15 protein-coding genes are annotated in these 14,753 nt (G+C 67.4%); 6 read left to right on the forward strand and 9 right to left on the reverse strand.

Annotated features, from left to right (window positions below; all coding sequences use genetic code 11):
- Positions 1 to 219 (forward strand): hypothetical protein (locus HPC46_RS34710; RefSeq protein WP_218894322.1); only part of this gene is annotated, 219 nt, incomplete at its 5' end.
- A gap of 174 nt (positions 220 to 393) precedes the next feature.
- Here HPC46_RS34710 and tyrS read toward each other — a convergent pair.
- Both tyrS and HPC46_RS17735 read right to left on the reverse strand, forming a co-directional pair.
- Positions 394 to 1,665: a tyrosine--tRNA ligase gene (gene tyrS / locus HPC46_RS17730; protein ID WP_179472217.1), complete on the reverse strand. Its 1,272-nt coding sequence runs from the start codon at positions 1,663 to 1,665 to the stop codon at positions 394 to 396.
- A 27-nt stretch (positions 1,666 to 1,692) separates the two neighbouring features.
- Positions 1,693 to 2,307: a DNA-3-methyladenine glycosylase gene (locus tag HPC46_RS17735; RefSeq protein WP_179472219.1), complete on the reverse strand. Its 615-nt coding sequence runs from the start codon at positions 2,305 to 2,307 to the stop codon at positions 1,693 to 1,695.
- A gap of 59 nt (positions 2,308 to 2,366) precedes the next feature.
- Between HPC46_RS17735 and HPC46_RS17740 the strand changes: the two genes are divergently transcribed.
- From HPC46_RS17740 to HPC46_RS17750, 3 genes are read left to right on the forward strand one after another with little or no spacing between them, the layout of a single operon-like run.
- On the forward strand, positions 2,367 to 3,128 hold the full coding sequence (locus tag HPC46_RS17740; RefSeq protein WP_179472221.1) for an ABC transporter ATP-binding protein: 762 nt from the start codon (positions 2,367 to 2,369) through the stop codon (positions 3,126 to 3,128).
- Positions 3,062 to 3,880 (forward strand): ABC transporter permease, encoded by an 819-nt coding sequence (locus HPC46_RS17745; RefSeq protein ID WP_218894324.1) that lies wholly within the window; start codon positions 3,062 to 3,064, stop codon positions 3,878 to 3,880. The genes HPC46_RS17740 and HPC46_RS17745 overlap by 67 nt, the downstream gene beginning before the upstream one ends.
- Positions 3,877 to 4,494, forward strand: coding sequence for a TetR/AcrR family transcriptional regulator (locus HPC46_RS17750; RefSeq protein WP_179472223.1), 618 nt, complete (start codon positions 3,877 to 3,879; stop codon positions 4,492 to 4,494). The genes HPC46_RS17745 and HPC46_RS17750 overlap by 4 nt, the downstream gene beginning before the upstream one ends.
- 2 nt (positions 4,495 to 4,496) lie before the next feature.
- On the opposite strand, the gene HPC46_RS17755 is transcribed toward HPC46_RS17750, so the two are convergent.
- From HPC46_RS17755 to HPC46_RS17770, 4 genes are all read right to left on the reverse strand, one after another.
- Positions 4,497 to 5,309, reverse strand: coding sequence for a lysophospholipid acyltransferase family protein (locus HPC46_RS17755; protein WP_179472225.1), 813 nt, complete (start codon positions 5,307 to 5,309; stop codon positions 4,497 to 4,499).
- Positions 5,310 to 5,333: 24 nt separating this feature from the next.
- A complete protein-coding gene (locus HPC46_RS17760; RefSeq protein WP_005149131.1) occupies positions 5,334 to 5,534 on the reverse strand; it encodes a Trm112 family protein in 201 nt (66 codons plus the stop codon).
- A gap of 2 nt (positions 5,535 to 5,536) precedes the next feature.
- Positions 5,537 to 6,070: a hypothetical protein gene (locus tag HPC46_RS17765; RefSeq protein ID WP_179472227.1), complete on the reverse strand. Its 534-nt coding sequence runs from the start codon at positions 6,068 to 6,070 to the stop codon at positions 5,537 to 5,539.
- A 72-nt stretch (positions 6,071 to 6,142) separates the two neighbouring features.
- A complete protein-coding gene (locus HPC46_RS17770) occupies positions 6,143 to 9,121 on the reverse strand; it encodes an acyl-CoA synthetase (RefSeq protein ID WP_179472229.1) in 2,979 nt (992 codons plus the stop codon).
- 115 nt (positions 9,122 to 9,236) lie between these two features.
- Here HPC46_RS17770 and HPC46_RS17775 point away from each other — a divergent pair, with 115 nt between their 5' ends.
- On the forward strand, positions 9,237 to 11,009 hold the full coding sequence (locus HPC46_RS17775) for an ABC-F family ATP-binding cassette domain-containing protein (protein WP_179472231.1): 1,773 nt from the start codon (positions 9,237 to 9,239) through the stop codon (positions 11,007 to 11,009).
- Positions 11,010 to 11,036: 27 nt separating this feature from the next.
- Here HPC46_RS17775 and HPC46_RS17780 read toward each other — a convergent pair whose 3' ends face one another.
- Complete coding sequence (locus HPC46_RS17780) at positions 11,037 to 11,405, reverse strand: winged helix-turn-helix transcriptional regulator (RefSeq protein ID WP_325096695.1); 369 nt, start codon at positions 11,403 to 11,405, stop codon at positions 11,037 to 11,039.
- A gap of 95 nt (positions 11,406 to 11,500) precedes the next feature.
- Here HPC46_RS17780 and HPC46_RS17785 point away from each other — a divergent pair, with 95 nt between their 5' ends.
- Complete coding sequence (locus HPC46_RS17785; protein WP_233716487.1) at positions 11,501 to 12,046, forward strand: carboxymuconolactone decarboxylase family protein; 546 nt, start codon at positions 11,501 to 11,503, stop codon at positions 12,044 to 12,046.
- On the opposite strand, the gene argH is transcribed toward HPC46_RS17785, so the two are convergent.
- Positions 12,047 to 13,456 (reverse strand): argininosuccinate lyase, encoded by a 1,410-nt coding sequence (gene argH, locus HPC46_RS17790; protein ID WP_179472235.1) that lies wholly within the window; start codon positions 13,454 to 13,456, stop codon positions 12,047 to 12,049.
- An 88-nt stretch (positions 13,457 to 13,544) separates the two neighbouring features.
- A complete protein-coding gene (locus HPC46_RS17795) occupies positions 13,545 to 14,744 on the reverse strand; it encodes an argininosuccinate synthase (RefSeq protein WP_179472237.1) in 1,200 nt (399 codons plus the stop codon).
- Positions 14,745 to 14,753 lie beyond the last annotated feature (9 nt).

The raw sequence follows: 14,753 nt of genomic DNA on the forward strand, positions 1-14,753 counted from the left end.
AAAACCCCCACACCAACAGGCGCAGGCAGAATTCGAATCAGAACAAGCCTGAAACCAAACAAAGACACCAAAACTGGCATCACAAACACCACACCCCAGCACGGGGGTACCAGAATGCGGCAAAAAAACAACAAACAAAAACCACCAAACACACTATTGAGTTCTCAAACAACACACCCAGCACCTTCACCGGCCGCGCAAAACACCCCGCAGCTTTAGCCGCGTGGAGTAGGGCGGACAGTTGGAAACATCCCGGAGTCCGGGACTATTCCTCGAAGGTATCGTCGCGCTCTCCGGGCTGGCCGTGTCGCGGCGACTTGGAATAAGTTACGTGAGTGCTAACGGCGAGTCAAATCGCCTGCTAGATCGGCGTTTCGCACGCACGCGGAAGTCTCAAACCCGCTGCACCCCAGCGATATTCCGCTTCCCGCGGCGCAGCACCAACCAGCGGCCGTGGAGGAAGTGGGACGCATTCGCCACCCAGTCCTCGCTGTCGATCTTCTCGTTGTTGACCGACACCCCGCCCTCGGCGATCGTCCGCTTGGCGGCAGCCTTGCTCGCGGACAGACCGGTGGCCACCAGAAGGTCGACGATGCCGTCCGGGGCACCAGAGGCCAGCTCAGCCACCGACGTCTCCCGCAACGCCGCCGCCAGGGTCGGCTCATCGAGCCGCGAGAGTTCACCGCGGCCGAATAACGCCTGCGAGGCGTGCTCGACCGCATCGGTCGCGGCCTGACCGTGCACCAACGTGGTCAGTTCCTGGGCCAGTCGGCGTTGCGCGGCCCGCTCGTGCGGGCGGTTCGTCGTGGCCTCGTCGAGCTCGGCGAGCTCGTCAGCCGTGAGGAACGTGAACCAGCGCAGGTACTTGATCACGTCGGCGTCGGCGGTGTTGACGAAGTACTGATACCAGGCATATGGGCTGGTCATCTCGGGATCCAGCCACAGGCTCCCGCCGCCGGTGGACTTGCCGAACTTGGTGCCGTCCGCCGCGGTGACCAGCGGCACCGTCAGGGCGTGCACGCTCGCGCCCAGGGTCTGACGGACCAGGCGCACGCCGGCGATGATGTTGCCCCACTGATCGGAACCACCGATCTGCAGCGCGCAGCCGTAGCGCCGGTTGAGCTCCACATAGTCATTGGCCTGCAGCAGCATGTAGCTGAACTCGGTGTAGGAGATGCCGTCGGAGTCCAGCCTGCGCCGGATCGTGTCGCGGTCGAGCATCACGTTGACCGAGAAGTGCTTGCCGACGTCGCGAAGGAAGTCGATGGCGCTCAGCTGCGAGGTCCAGCTGAGATTGTTCTCGACGATCGCACCGCTGGCGGAATCGTCGAAGTCGACGAACCGCTCCAATTGACCACGGATCCGCTCGGCCCACTGGGCGACGGTGTCGGTGGTGTTCAACGTCCGCTCGCCGGTGTCGCGGGGATCACCGATCATGCCCGTGGCGCCGCCGGCCAACACGATCGGCCGATGGCCGGCCCGCTGGAATCGCCGAAGTGTGAGCAACGGCACCAGATTTCCCGCGTGCAGGCTCGGCGCGGTGGGGTCGAATCCGCAGTAGACGGTCATCGGCGGCTGCGCGGCCGCGGCGGCAAGCGCATCGATATCGGTGGACTGGGCGATCAGTTCGCGCCAGCCCAACTCGTCGAGGATCGTCGTGGGCATGCGTTGATCTTCCCGTATGGGGTGTGCTCAGTCGCTCGCGCCCGGCCGTGGGGCGCGGGGACTGCGGCGGAAGGCCGAGACTTCCGGGCGTCCGGTGAGCCACAACCGCCAGGGTCGATCGGCTGCCTGAGACACCCCGACCCGGGGGCCGCTGCTGTGCGGACCGCCGCCGGCGCGCAGTTGCAGCGTCACCGGGGACTCCGGATCGAAGACGTCGACGCCGTTGTCATCCATCACGATGCCCAGTGCCGAACACAGGTTGCCGGGACCGCGAGCCAAATCCGCCGGGCGCACCAGCGGACCGCGGTGGGCCTGCGCCACATCTTGCCCCGACTCGATCGCGGCCGCCCGGATCAGCACCGCCGCAGCGGTGCCGTCGGGGCCGCACACCACGTTGGCACATACATGAATGCCGTGGCTTCGGTAGGTATAGAGCCGCCCGGGCGGGCCGAACATCACCGCATTGCGGAGGCCTGGCCCTCGGTACGAGTGCGCCGCGGCATCGGGCCACGGTCCGTCCGGCGGGCCGCCGTAGGCCTCGGCCTCCACGATCAGTGCGCTGACTCCCCTGCTGCTGATCACCCCGCCCAGCAGCGCACGCGCCGCCGACACCGGGTCGGTGTCCAGCAGGTCGGCGCTCATCGAAGGAAATTCTGCCCCAGGCATTGACCGGTCCGTGTTCGGGGAGGATTATTCACCGTGTGATGAGTTCATCGAGTGATGAATTAGCGGCGAGCCGCGACGCCGCCGTTCGCGCCGAGAACCTGAAAGTGATCCGCGGTAAGCGCGTCGCACTGCACGACTTCTCGGTCACCGTCGCGCGCGGCACGATCACCGGGCTGCTCGGCCCGTCGGGCTGCGGCAAGACCACTCTGATGCGCAGCATCGTCGGCACCCAGATCGTGGCGTCCGGAACCGTCACCGTCCTCGGACATCCGGCCGGCTCCCCCGTGTTGCGCCATCGTGTCGGCTACGTCACCCAGGACCCGACCATCTACAACGACCTGCGAGTCATCGACAACGTCCGCTATTTTGCGGCGCTCTACGGCGCTCCGCCGGACAGTGCCGACCGGGCGATCGACGACGTCGGTCTGCGCGACCACGCCAACGCGTACTGCGGGAATCTGTCCGGCGGACAACGCACCCGGGTGTCGCTGGCCTGCGCCCTGGTCAGCCAGCCCGATCTGCTGGTGCTCGATGAACCGACCGTCGGCCTGGACCCCGTCCTGCGCGTCGACCTCTGGCATCAGTTCGACACCCTGGCCCGCCGCGGAACCACGCTGCTGGTGTCCAGCCATGTGATGGACGAAGCCGACCACTGCAACGACCTGCTGCTCATGCGCGAGGGCCGGCTGCTGGCCCACACCACCCCGGCCCGACTCCGAGAGGACACCGGATGCACATCACTGGAGGAAGCGTTCCTGTCCGTCATCAGGCACAGCACCGCAATGTCAGCAAGCTGAGCCCACGGGCCTACCTGGCGACCACGACCCGGATCCTGCGCCAGCTGCGCGCCGACCATCGAAGTGTCGCAATGATTCTCGTGGTTCCGAGTGCGGTGATCACGTTGATGTACTTCATGTTCGACAATGTGCCGTCGTTCCCGGGCACGGTGTCGCCGTTCCAGACCTCATGCCTGATCCTGCTCGGACTGTTCCCGCTGTTCGTGATGTTCCTGATCACGTCGATCACCATGCAGCGCGAACGATCGTCGGGGACCCTGGAGCGAATCCTGACCACTCCGCTGCGCAGGCTGGACCTGCTGGCCGCATACGGCACGGCGTTCTCGGTGGCCGCGGCCGCGCAGGCAATCCTGGCCTGCGTGGTGGCGTTCTGGCTGCTGGGTTTCGACACGAAGGGCAGCCCGGTCTGGGTGTTCGTCATCGCAGTCATCAACGCGGTATTGGGCGTCGGGCTCGGGCTGTTGGCAAGTGCGTTCGCCCGCACCGAGTTTCAGGCCGTACAGTTCATGCCCGTGTTCATCGTCCCGCAGCTGCTGCTTGCCGGGATCATCGTGCCGCGCAATCAGATGCCGACCTGGCTGGAGTGGATCAGCAACGCGATGCCGGCCAGCTACGCGCTGGAGGCCCTGCGCGAGGTCAACGCCAACCCCGGGCTGACCGATATCGCGATCCGGGACATCGTCGTCGTCCTGGCGTTCGCCGTGGCCGCGATGGCGCTGGCCGCAGCGACCCTGCGGCGGCGCACCCCGTGAGCGCCGGCCCGCAACAGGCGAAACGGCCCGGCCGGCCGCGCGGAGCCTCCGACACTCGAGAACGAATCTTGGCCAACGCACGAGAGTTGTTCGCCCGCAACGGCATCGACAAGACTTCGATCCGCGCGATCGCCGCGGCGGCCGGCGTCGACTCGGCCCTGGTGCACCACTACTTCGGCACCAAGGAACAGCTGTTCGCTGCCGCGATCAACATCCCGGTCGACCCGATGACCATTCTGGTGCCGCTGCGCGACACTCCCATCGAAGAACTCGGGCTGGTCCTTCCGACAATCCTGTTGCCGCTGTGGGATTCCGAGATGGGCGACGCGCTGATCGCGACGATTCGATCGCTGGTGGCAGGCTCCGACGTCAGCCTGATCCGATCGTTCCTGCAAGAGGTCATCACCGCGGAAATCGGGCCCCGCGTCGACAATCCCCCGGGCAGTGGGCGGCTGCGGGTCCAATTCGTGGCATCGCAACTGGTGGGTGTGGTGATGGCGCGCTACATCATCGGTCTCGAGCCGTTCGCCTCGCTGCCGGCGGAACAGGTCGCCGCGACGATCGGACCGACGCTGCAGCGTTACCTCACCGGCGAGCTACCCGCGCTCCCCTGACGTCATCCCAGCACCGGGAAGCGGCGTTGCCCGGCGAGTCGGTCCAGCGCGCGCTGCATGACCCGACGGACATGGTCGTCGACCTCGTCGATATCCGGGTCCTTGCCGAAAGCACTGGGGTCGACCGGCTCGAGGACCTCCATCACGATCTTCGAGGGCAGTGGCCAGTTCGGCGGGAAGAAGACGGTGATTCCGAACGGCAGCCCGACGGTCAGCGGCATGATCTCCGCTCGGATGCGTGGCAGGCCGATTCGGTAGGCCAATTCGGTTCCCCGGCTCAGGAAGAACTGGGTCTCCTGGGCGCCGATGGACACCATCGGCACGATCGGCACACCGGTTTCGATCGCGGTGCGCGCATACCCGGTTCGGCCGTCGAAGTCGATCTTGTTCTGCTGCAACGTGGGCCGGTATGCGTCGTAGTCGCCGCCGGGAAACACCAGCACGACGGCACCGGATCGCAAGGCCGCGGTCGCGGCCTCGGGACTGGCGTGCACGACGCCCAGGCGCGGCAGCAGCGGCCCCCACGGCGCGATGAAGATCCCGTAATGCGCCAGGGTGTAGAGCGGACGCCCGTACCCGAACTCGCGGTAGAAGGCGGGGCCGAACACCGGGACGTCGGGCGTGAGCATGCCTCCGGAGTGATTGCACACCAGCAGGGCAGCTCCCGACGGCGGGATAAGCTCGAGACCCCGCACCTCGGCGCGAAAGTACCGCCGGATGAACGGCCAGGCCGCCCGGGTCACCCGTCTGGTGACGGCGGGGTCCCACTTGGCGAGTTCACCGGGCAGGTCCTTGACGACGACGTTGTCGACCACAGTCGCGACGCTACGCCTGCCGCTTCAGGAGCCCGACTGCGCCATCAGGCGCTCATGCTCCTCGGGGCTGACCTCGACCGCCTCGTCGATGAGCAGCACGGGAATGCCGTCCTCGATGCGGTACGCCTTGTGCAGGCGGGGGTTGTACAAGACCTGGTCAACGAGTACCAGCGGACCACGGTCGGCCGGGCACACCAGGATTTTCAGCAACTTGTCGTCGAGCACGGTTACGGGCTTGCCGGCTGGCCCATCACCGGTGCGGTGTTGCCGCCGATGGTGGGGGCTCCGTCGCTGGGCATCTGACCGGCGCCCATCACCGCATTGTTCTGTTGCGCCTGTTGCGCCTGCTGCAGGATCTGCATCTGGGCGAAAATCTTCTGCTGGTAGCCGAGGGTGTTCTGCAGCGCCTCGACCAGTGGCTTCTGATTGGGCCGGTACTGCAGCGCGTTCTGGATCTCGGCGATATTGGTTCGCGACGGCTTGATGCCCTGCGCGCGCAGCTTCATGACCTGCTTGATGAGGTTGGACAGCTGACCGCCGCCGGAACCCTGGTCGTACTCCTGGTCGATGAACAGCAGCAGCTGATCAGCGCTCTGGAACTGCGGGACGCCGTTATCGGCACTCGGGGTGGCCGGAGTGGCGCTCGGATCGGCCGAGGCCGGCTGCGTACCCATCCCGACCAGCAGGCCAGCGGTCAGGGCACCGATCGCCGTGCCGCGGACGGCGCGACGCCAGTGGCGTGAAACGGTCTGGCTTGTCATGCATTCCTCCGGCGCGGTGGACATCTGCGACTTTCGGCGAGCCTAACAGCGCTGCGCGACCTGGGCAGAAGCTCAGTCCTCGGTACCGCCGAGATGAGCACGTGCCGCAGCCGTGAAACGCTTGTATTTCCCCGTATCGGGCTCCAAGTGCCACGCGTTACGGGAAACCTTCGGCACACCCTCGGCTTTCAGCGCCGATACCGTCGGCCGGTAGGTGGCGCTGAGCGGAAAGTCGGGCACCACGTGGACGACGTCCGGCGGCGGACCGACCGGCATCGAGGCGAACGCATCGGTCAGGTCCTCGGCGGAGACGGTCATGCCGGGCCGCAGCGAGATGGCGGTGACGGCGATCGTCCCGCCGGGCACCTCGACTCCATAGGTGGCGGCCAGGTCGACGGCGTCGATCCGGGTGACCGCATCGGTCACCGGTTCGGGGAACACGACGCCGCGCGCGGTGCGGATCAGCGTCGGACGGCTGCCCAGCAGCCAGAAGTCGCCGTCGGCGTCGCGGCGGAACACGTACTCGGTGGAGATCCAGGTGTCACCCGCGGCAAAGACCCCGCGCTTGACCGACGCGGTCGGGTCGACCGGGCCCCACGGCCGGGCCAGAAGAACCCCGACCTGGTTCGGTTCGGCGACCGCGACGAACCCCCGATCGTCTTCGAGGATCAGGTCGTCGACCGGGTCGTAGGCGCCCAGTTCGATACGTCCGCCGCCGGGCAGCGGCCGGCCCTCACTGCCGACTTTGACGCCGGCCACATTGGCCAGCACCGCCTGCCCGTCGGTGGTCGCGAAGAACTCGACGACGTTGGCCGGGGCGAACGCATCCAGCGTCCGCTCCCAGAGGCCAGTCGGCATACCGGAGCCGATGAACAACCGCACCGGATGATTGCCACGCAGCGACAGGGACGGGTCGCCTAGGTAATCCAAGACCTCGCGCAGCATCGTCCAGGTGTAGGACACGACGGTGACGCCGTACTGCCGGATCTCGGCCAGAAAGCGGTCCGGCCGCAACCCGTGCGACAGCGCGATCCGGGTTCCGCCGACGACCGCACCGCCGAGGCTGACCAGCAGTCCGGATTGGTGATGCAGCGGGGTGAGGCAGTAGACGGTGTCGGTGCGGCCCAGTGCGGCAGCCGACGCGGTGCCGAACGCCGACAGTGCCCACCGATAGTTGGTGATCTGCTTGGGCGCCAATTCTCCGCTGACGGTGTTGAACGCGACGAAAGCCAGGTCCCGGGCGAAGCCGGGGTTGGGCCGATACCAACCCGGCAGCTCGACGGCGTCGGGATCGATCTGCTCCATGTCGATGACGTTGGTGTCCTCGGGCAGATGGAGGTCGCGGGTCTCGCCGCCGCCGAGCACCAGCACCTGCACCGGCAACCGCAGCGCCGCCTCGAGGTTGCCGGGGTCGGTGATGACCTCGCCGACCCCACCCAACCGGACGGCCTCGGCGAGGTCGGCGTCCGGCGGCATCAGGACGGCCACCGCGCCCAGCCGGGACAGCGCGGCGATCGCCACCAGCGCCGAGGGCCGGGTGTCCATCAGCACACCGACCCGCACACCCTGGCGAACGCCCACCGCGATCAGGCCGCGGACGACGTTGTTGATGCGGCGGTTCACCGCCTCGTAGGTGTGGACCCTGCCGTCGAACAGCAGGAATTCGCCGTTGGGGGCGCCGTCGGCCTGCTCGTCGATGATCCGGCCGAGCGAGATGCGGGTGTGGTCGTTGATCTGGCCGAGCCGGGCCAGGCGCGGCAGGGTACGCGCGGTCTCGACGGCCAGCGTTCGTGCCGACTTGTTGGCGTAGAGCACCGCCTCGGCGGTGCCGCGAACCGCCGACAGCGCGACCTCGGACGCCTCGGCCAGGCTGTGGACGATACGGGCGGACAGGGCTACGCCGGACTCGTCGGGTTCGGCGGTGCTGTCCTGCATCGGTGCGATGTTCGCGGGCCGGGAATCCAGGCCGGACTGCCAGCGCACCCAATCCGCCACCGTCGGCCACGTCGACGTCGCCGCCTTGGATCCCACGACGAGCCCGAAATGACCCGCCCTGATCATCACCTCGTAGACCTCCGCGGCGGGCGCTGCCCGCTTGATTCCGCGCACCGAAGCCGGCTGGCCGATGTCGTCGACCTCCCCGACGAATGCCAGTACCGGGCACGTGATGTCGGACAGCGTGACCAGCTGACCGTTGATGGCAAATCCGCCCGACATCATCCGGTTGTGCGCAATGAACTGCTTGAGCAGTTCCGACACCGCCGGGCCGGACCAGGCGATCCAGCCCTCGGAGTCCAGGAAGCGCCGCTGCTGCTCGCGCGGCAGCAGAGCGTCGCGGTCGTGCAGCTGGAACAGGAAATCCAACCGCGCTTTGGCGGTCTTGAGCGGGTCGAGCATCTGAAAACCGGTGCGGGCCAACCAGCCTGGGATGTCGATGTGGTTGAAGACGTGGTCGGCCATGAAGTCCGCGGCGACCGCGCCGAGGTTGGCCGGGATGCCCATCGGCAGGGCCGCGAGGGTGTCCACCGGGGAACCGAACGCCACGATGCTGGCGATGTCCTTGGTCTGCCGCAGGGCTGCCGTCTGGTAGCAGAACATGCCGCCCTGCGAGTAGCCGGCGAGATGCACGCTCTGGCCGGTGGCGTCCCTGACAGTGTCGATGGCCTCGTTGAGCGCCACGATGTGGTCGGTGAGGTTGCGCTCCATGCCGCCTTCGACCTCGTCGGGCGAGCCGAAGTCGATGACCCATGGGTCGACACCAGCGGCGTGCAGGATGCCGACGGCGCCGTCCTCGCGGGTGACGTCCCACATGTTCGCCGACATCATCATCGGGTGGACCATCAGCACCGGCGGCCCGGCCGGCGGCTGGCCCGGCCTGCTGTCCGGGAAGTAGCGCCGCAGTTTGTACATCGGCTTGTTCTCGACGATCTGGAAGGGCGAGGGCACCGCACCGGTCTCCAGCCCGCCCCAGCGCAGCACCTCGAAACCGTTCTGCGCCGTGGCCATCAGCCGTTCCACAGGCCTGGTGATCGCCGACAAATTCAGATCCACGGGTTGTTCCCCTGTCCCACGTCGCTGCTGCTTGAGGCCCCGACAGCCAGCACATCATGGCACAAGCCCGATCTGCTTCCTGCTGCTTTGACGGTCCACCAGTAGGGTCTAGCCAGTGGCACACCTGCTCGGCGCCGAAGCGCTCCATCTCGAATATCCGACTCAGGTGGTCTTTGAATCCGTGACCGTCGGCGTCAACGACGGTGCCCGCATCGGCATCGTAGGGCGCAACGGCGACGGTAAGTCCAGCCTGATGGGCATGCTCACCGGGCGCATCACCCCCGACTCGGGACGGGTGACCAGACGCGGCGGGCTGCGGGTGACCGCGCTGGAGCAGGGCGACAGCATGGCACCGGAGAGCACCGTCGGCGAGGTGCTTGTGGGCGATCTCCCCGAACACGAGTGGGCGGGCAACCCCCGCATCCGTGACGTCGTCGCCGGCCTGGTCGCCGACCTGGACTGGCTTGCCCCGGTGGCCGCGCTCTCCGGCGGCCAGCGCCGCCGCGTCCAGCTGGCCGAACTGCTGATCGGTGACTGGGATGTGATCGCCCTCGACGAGCCGACCAACCACCTTGACATCGAGGGCATCACCTGGCTGGCCGAGCACCTCAAAACACGCTGGCCGCGCAGCACCGGTGGTCTACTGCTCGTCACCCACGACCGGTGGTTCCTCGACGAGGTCGCCACCACGACGTGGGAGGTGCACGACGGGATCGTCGAGCCGTTCGACGGCGGCTATGCCGCCTATGTGCTGCAGCGCGTCGAACGTGATCGCGTCGCGGCGGCCGCCGAGGCCAAGCGGCAGAATCTCATGCGCAAGGAACTCGCCTGGCTGCGCCGTGGCGCGCCGGCACGAACCTCCAAGCCCAAGTTCCGCATCGACGCGGCCAACCAACTGATCGAGGACGTTCCGCCGATCCGCAATGGCGTCGAGCTGGCCAAGCTGGCGACCGCCCGGCTGGGCAAGGATGTCATCGACCTGCTCGACGTGTCGGTGTCGTTCGGTGGCAAACCCGTTCTGCGCGATGTGGAATGGCGTATCGGGCCCGGTGAGCGCACCGGCATCGTCGGCGCCAACGGCGCGGGCAAGTCGACGCTGCTGGGGTTGATCGCCGCCACCGTCTCCCCCGACTCCGGCCGGGTCAAGCGCGGCAAGACGGTTCGGCTGGCGATGCTCGACCAGCAGTCCAGCCAGCTCACCGATATCGCCGGCGATATGGTGCGCGAGGTCGTCGGCCGGCTGCCGGCCGGCTATCAGGTCGAAGGCAAGGAGCTGACCCCCACACAGCTGTTGGAGCGCTTGGGTTTTCGCCGCGAGCAGCTGTCGTCACGAGTCGGTGAGCTGTCCGGCGGGCAGCGCCGTCGACTGCAGCTGATGCTGACACTGCTCGAAGAACCCAACGTGCTGGTGCTCGACGAGCCGACCAACGATGTCGACATCGACATGCTCTCGGCCACCGAGGATCTGCTCGACTCGTGGCCGGGCACGCTGATCGTGGTGTCCCACGACCGGTATCTGCTCGAGCGGGTCACCGACCAGCAGTACGCGATCCTCGACGGCCACCTTCGGCACCTGCCCGGTGGTATCGACGAGTATCTGCGCATCAAGGCGCGCAAGCCGGCCGGCGCGACCACACCGGCACGCGAGCCTGCCACACAGACGCTATCCGGCGCCGAATTGCGCAGTGTCGAAAAGGAAATCGCCGCACTGGACCGGGCGCTGGCGAAGCTGACCGATCGGGTGAACGCCAAACACGTGGAGCTGGCCGAGTTCGACCAGTCCGATCATGTCGGACTGGGTCGGCTGACGCAGGAGCTGCGCGCGCTGGAGGCCGAAGTGGCCGAGAAGGAGAACCGGTGGCTGGAGCTCTCCGAGCTGGTCGACTGAGCCGGTGCTTGCACCCGAGGTGCCGAATTACCGATCCGACGCCGATGTACGCAGCGTCGCGGCTTCACGTTGCGCCCACCGATCCGCCCACGCCTGGATCGGCGGGTAGAGATCGAGCAAGAGGCGCCCCTCGTCGGTGATGGCGTAACCGGTCTCGAGTTGCTCGATGATGCCCGCTGTGCGCAGTTCGTGAAGGCGTTCGTTGAGCACCGACGAGCTGATCCCCCCGGACCGGAGCTGAATCTCGCGGAAGGTGCACGCATCGGCACGTAGCTCCCAGATGATGCGCAGAGTCCATCGCCGTCCCAGCAGGTCGAGCAGGGCCATGATCGGTTCGCCGCTGGTCGAGCCGCGGACGGGGCGCCTGGGCCGAGGCGTGTTGTCGGTGGCAGTCACGGGTTGTGCTTCTCTTTCCGAAGCGCTACCGTAACGCTTCGTAATCCGAAGCGGAAGTGTAGCCGATGAGTCATCCCGACATACGAATTCCTCCCATGGAGCCGCCGTACGAGCCGGCGCTGGAGACACTGCTGACGAAGTGGATGCCGCCCGGCAGCGGGATGGCGCCGCTGACGCTGTTCCGCGTGCTGGGCCGTCATGAAGAGCTGGCGTCGCGGGCGCGACCGCTGGGCGCGGGCATTCTGGGCAAGGGCAAGGTTCCTCCGCTGCTGCGGGAAATCATGATTCACCGCACCTGCGCGCTGACTGGCGCGGAGTACGAGTGGGGCGTCCACGCGACGGGCTTCGGGCGGCCGCTGGGGCTGTCCGAGGAGCAACTGGTGTCCACGGTGCACGGATCGGCTGAAGACCCCATGTGGAGCCCTGCCGAGCGGGCGGTGTTCGCCCTTGCCGACGAGCTGCACACCTCGAGCACGGTGTCGGATGACCTGTTCGCCACGTTGACCGAAAACTTCGACGACGAGCAGATCCTCGAACTGTGCGTGACGGCCGGCTGGTATCACGCCATCAGCTACGTGATCAATACAGCGCGGCTGCCGCTGGAGTCGTGGGCGGAGCGATTTCCCGCCCCGGGGCGCTGATCACCGCAGCCGCAGCCGCAATCTGTCCGCGGTATCCCGCACCACGCCAAGCTGATTCGCGACCTGGACCGGTGCCGTCCCGCCGCGGGCATCGCGAGCGGACACCGATCCGTCGACGGTCAGCACCTCCCGCACCTCGGGCGTCAACTCGCCGCTGATGTGGGCCAGCTCCTCGTCGGTCAGCTCGTCGAGTCCGACACCGCGACCCTCGGCAGCACGCACCGCCTCACCGGCGGCCTCGTGCGCCACCCGGAACGGGACACCCCGGCGCACCAGCCATTCCGCGACGTCGGTGGCCAGCGTGTAGCCGGCCGGGGCCAGCGCGGCCATCCGCTCGGTGTCGAACGTCAGGGTGGCGACCAGCCCCGCCATCGCGGGCAGCACCAGCTCCAGCTGCGCGACGGAGTCGAACACCGGCTCCTTGTCCTCCTGCAGATCCCGGTTGTAGGCCAGCGGCTGCGCCTTCAGAGTCGCCAGCAGGCCGCTCAGATTGCCGATCAGCCGGCCGGCCTTACCACGGGCCAGCTCGGCGATGTCCGGGTTCTTCTTCTGCGGCATGATCGAGCTGCCGGTCGACCAGGCGTCGTGCAGTGTCGCGTAGCCGAATTCGGTTGTGCTCCAGAGGATGATGTCCTCGGCCAGGCGGGACAGGTCGACGGCGATCATCGCCAGCACGAACGCGGCCTCGGCGGCGAAATCCCGCGATGCCGTGGCATCGATCGAATTGTCAGCCGCCGCAGCGAATCCCAGCTCCTCGGCGATCGCGTCGGGATCCAGGCCAAGCGACGAGCCGGCCAGTGCGCCCGACCCGTAGGGCGATACCGCGGTGCGGTCGTCGAAGTCGGCGATCCGGTCGACATCGCGCAGTAGCGGATGGGCATGAGCCAGCAGGTGATGAGCCAGCAGCACCGGCTGAGCGGCCTGCAGGTGGGTCTTGCCGGGCATGATCGCGGTCGGGTGCGCAGCGGCCTGCGTCGCCAGCGCCGACACCACCTCGAGCGCGCCGTCCGCGACCCGACGCATCGCGTCGCGGAGCCACATCCGAAACAGCGTGGCCACCTGGTCATTACGAGATCGACCGGCTCGCAGCCGGCCACCGAGATCCGCACCGACCCGGTCGATCAGGCCGCGCTCCAGCGCCCCGTGCACGTCCTCGTCGGTGACTAGTGGGGTGAAGCTGCCGTCGGCGACGTCCGCGCCCAGGCTGTCCAGACCGGCGAGCAGTCCGTCGCGCTGATCGTCGGTGAGCAGGCCTGCCCGGTGCAGTACCTTGGCGTGCGCCTTCGATGCGGCAACGTCGTACGGCGCGAGCACCCAGTCGAAGTGGGTGGACTTGCTCAGTGCCGCAAGGGCGTCCGCGGGCCCGTCGGCGAACCGTCCACCCCACAGGGAGCCCTCGTTGGTGCTCACGGCCATTCACCCGCGAGCGTGCGCGAACGTCTCGCGTCAGCGGCGTGTCGCTGTACCGACACGCACGCTCGCGAAAGGGGTGGAGTCGTCACAGGCCCAAGTCCCGCCGCGCGGCGATCTTCGAGGACAAACCGTGCACGTGCACGAAGCCCTTGGCCGATGACTGGTCGAAGGTGTCGCCCTCGTCGTACGTCGCCAGGTTGAAGTCGTACAACGAGGTGGGGCTGCGCCGGCCGTTGACGGCAATGTGCCCGCCGTGCAACACCATCCGGATCTCGCCGGTCACGTGCACCTGGGTGTCGGCCACGAAGGCCTCCAGCGAGCGCTTGAGCGGTGAGAACCACAGGCCGTCGTAGACCAGCTCGCCCCACTTGCGGTCGGTGGTGCGCTTGAACCGGCCCAGCTCACGCTCCAGCGTCACGTGCTCGAGCTCGGTGTGCGCGGTGATCAAGACCATCGCGCCCGGCGCTTCGTAGATCTCGCGGCTCTTGATGCCGACCAGCCGGTCTTCGACGACGTCGAGGCGCCCGACGCCCTGGGCCCCGGCCCGGCGGTTGAGCTCGACGATGGCCTCCAGGACCGACGTGGAGTTTCCGTCTATGGATACCGGCACCCCGCGCTCGAAACCGACGATCACTTCGTCGGGGGTGTTCCAGTTGAGCGTCGGGTCCTCGGTGTAGTCGTAGACGTCCTTGGTGGGCGCGTTCCACAGATGCTCGAGGAAGCCGGTTTCCACCGCGCGCCCCCACACGTTCTGGTCGATGGAGAACGGCGAGCGCTTGCTGACGTTGATCGGGATGGCGTTCTCCTCGGCGAAGGCGATCGCCTTCTCCCGGGTCCAGGCGTAGTCGCGGACCGGGGCCAGCACCTCCAGATCGGGTGCCAGGGAAGCGAATCCGACCTCGAAGCGAACCTGGTCGTTACCCTTGCCGGTGCAGCCGTGCGCGACGATCCCGCCGCGGTGTTCGCGCGCCGCGGCCACCAGGTGCTTGACGATCAGCGGCCGGCTGAGCGCCGACACCAGCGGGTAGCGGTCCATGTACAGGGCGTTGGACTGAATGGCCGGCAGGCAGTACTGCTCGGCGAACTCGTCGCGAGCGTCGACGACGACGGCTTCGACGGCGCCGCAGTCCAGGGCGCGCTGGCGAACAACGTCCATGTCCTCGCCGCCCTGGCCGAGGTCGATGGCCACCGCCACCACCTCTTTGCCGGTCTCCTTGCCGATCCAGCTGATGGCCACCGAGGTGTCCAGGCCGCCGGAATACGCCAAGATGACGCGTTCGGACATGAAGTGCTC

The organism is Mycolicibacterium vinylchloridicum (genome assembly GCF_013404075.1).
In the GTDB taxonomy this organism is placed as follows: domain Bacteria; phylum Actinomycetota; class Actinomycetes; order Mycobacteriales; family Mycobacteriaceae; genus Mycobacterium; species Mycobacterium vinylchloridicum.

Excerpts from the sequence above, each read along its gene's own strand:
- tyrS (WP_179472217.1), bottom strand. The coding sequence starts at position 1,665 with ATGCCCACGACGATCCTCGACGAGTTGGGCTGGCGCGAACTGATCGCC.
- HPC46_RS17735 (WP_179472219.1), bottom strand. The coding sequence starts at position 2,307 with ATGAGCGCCGACCTGCTGGACACCGACCCGGTGTCGGCGGCGCGTGCG.
- HPC46_RS17745 (WP_218894324.1), top strand. The coding sequence starts at position 3,062 with ATGCACATCACTGGAGGAAGCGTTCCTGTCCGTCATCAGGCACAGCAC.
- HPC46_RS17765 (WP_179472227.1), bottom strand. The coding sequence starts at position 6,070 with ATGACAAGCCAGACCGTTTCACGCCACTGGCGTCGCGCCGTCCGCGGC.
- HPC46_RS17785 (WP_233716487.1), top strand. The coding sequence starts at position 11,501 with ATGGAGCCGCCGTACGAGCCGGCGCTGGAGACACTGCTGACGAAGTGG.
- HPC46_RS17795 (WP_179472237.1), bottom strand. The coding sequence starts at position 14,744 with ATGTCCGAACGCGTCATCTTGGCGTATTCCGGCGGCCTGGACACCTCG.